At 37.8% G+C, this 1,671-nt stretch carries 2 protein-coding genes and 1 pseudogene; all 3 read right to left on the minus strand.

The genetic code is table 11. The features are described 5' to 3' along the window. On the minus strand, positions 1-264 hold a 264-nt coding region (locus tag QZ359_RS01580; protein WP_293955962.1), incomplete at its 3' end, for a toprim domain-containing protein. Between the two features lie 117 nt (positions 265-381). Beyond that, positions 382-1,230, minus strand: coding sequence for a DNA-processing protein DprA (gene dprA / locus QZ359_RS01585; protein WP_261193665.1), 849 nt, complete (start codon positions 1,228-1,230; stop codon positions 382-384). Positions 1,231-1,317: 87 nt separating this feature from the next. Next, a pseudogene (locus tag QZ359_RS01590) lies at positions 1,318-1,671 on the minus strand (CTP--phosphocholine cytidylyltransferase); the annotation flags it as partial.

The raw sequence follows: 1,671 nt of genomic DNA on the forward strand, positions 1-1,671 counted from the left end.
GACTTTATTAGCTTTTTTGGCTTCTTTTTTCAAGTCATTGATGAGAGGACCTTTTCCTCGGATATTGATATATTGCGGTTCATAATTATTTTCAATATCAACGGACATACTGGATTTCTTCAAATCACGGATATGCCCGACACTGGCTAAAACCTTGTAGTTTCTGCCTAGATATTTTTCAATCGTTTTCGCCTTAGCAGGCGACTCCACGATGACTAGATTTTTTTTAACTGTTGATTTTTTCTTTTTTGTTGCCGTAGCCACAGTATCACACCTTTTCAAAGTAATAAACTTTATAAAGTGTAAACCATTTTGCCATAACTGTCAAGACTTAGCTACTATATATAGAAGAAAAGTTGGTTTAAAAAGCAAAATTTCGTCTTAAAATTCAAATTCCGCAAGAACATCTTGCCCACTGGTGACCAATTTTGCTCCTTCTTGGATCAAATGATGGCAACCGTCTGATAGTCCATCTAAAATGCTACCAGGTATAGCAAAGACGTCACGCCCTTCTTCCATTGCTCTCTCACAGGTAATGAGACTACCTGAGCGCATCTTAGCCTCTGCTACAATCACGCCACGACAAAGTCCAGCAATGATGCGATTACGGGCAGGAAAATGAAATTTCAGAGGTTGTTCGCCAGGTCCATATTCACTGAGAACCAGATGATCATTGCCGATGTAGTCTTGCAAGTGTTTATTGGCTTTAGGATAAAACACATCCAGTCCTGTTCCAATCACTGCAATGGTTTTTCCGCCATTCTGAAGAGCTGCCATATGAGCTGCTGTGTCAATGCCCTTGGCTAGTCCACTGACGATAACCAGTTCATTTTCCAAGCCCTGAATGACTTTTTCAACTGACTTAGCTCCCTGTTTGCTACAAGCACGACTACCCACGACCGCTACCTTAGGAAATTTCAAGAGTTCAAGATTGCCCTTGTAAAATAAAAGCACAGGAGCATCGTATATTTCACTCAAATTCCAAGGGTAACAGTCGTCTAAAATAGAGAAAGATGGAAATTTTTGAAACTCCTTCTCCAAATGCGCATCGTCTATCTGAAAATAACGTTCCATAAAAACAGCTGGATTTCGGCAACCTGATATATCTGCAATATCGCCCAACAACAGTTCTTGATCGACATTTTCACCGTATTCTAGAACGTTCAAAATCTGTTGATTGCTCAAACCTGATTTTTTTAACTTATAGATTTCATAGTTTGTGATTTTCATAAATATCTCCATTTCTTTTTCTACTCATCTATTTATTCGTAAAAAATCAAAAAAACATCCGACTATTTTAGCCAGATGTTGGAATCTTTAATTTTCGTTTTTAAGAATTTTTTCTAATTTATGATAGTCTTGGACACTATCGATCTCATAGATGCTATTGCCTTCTAATTCTTCAACATAGACATCCAACTCTTTGATATTATCCTTAACCATATTATCCCAGTAGAGATCAACAAATTCACCACTTGCATAAGCCTTATCGATAAAGCTGACAATTTTTTCTGCAGTTGGAGCATCCCAGAAGGATACACCACTAAGGATGCGACCTGCCTTACTATCAACAATAATATCTTGAACCTTGTAGTCATCTCCATAGACCAAGAACCATTCGTTGGTACAATCTTCACGATAAACACTAAAATAAGTCGAACGTGTCAAATC

This window comes from Streptococcus sp. (assembly GCF_019414905.1).
Classification (GTDB): Bacteria; Bacillota; Bacilli; order Lactobacillales; family Streptococcaceae; genus Streptococcus.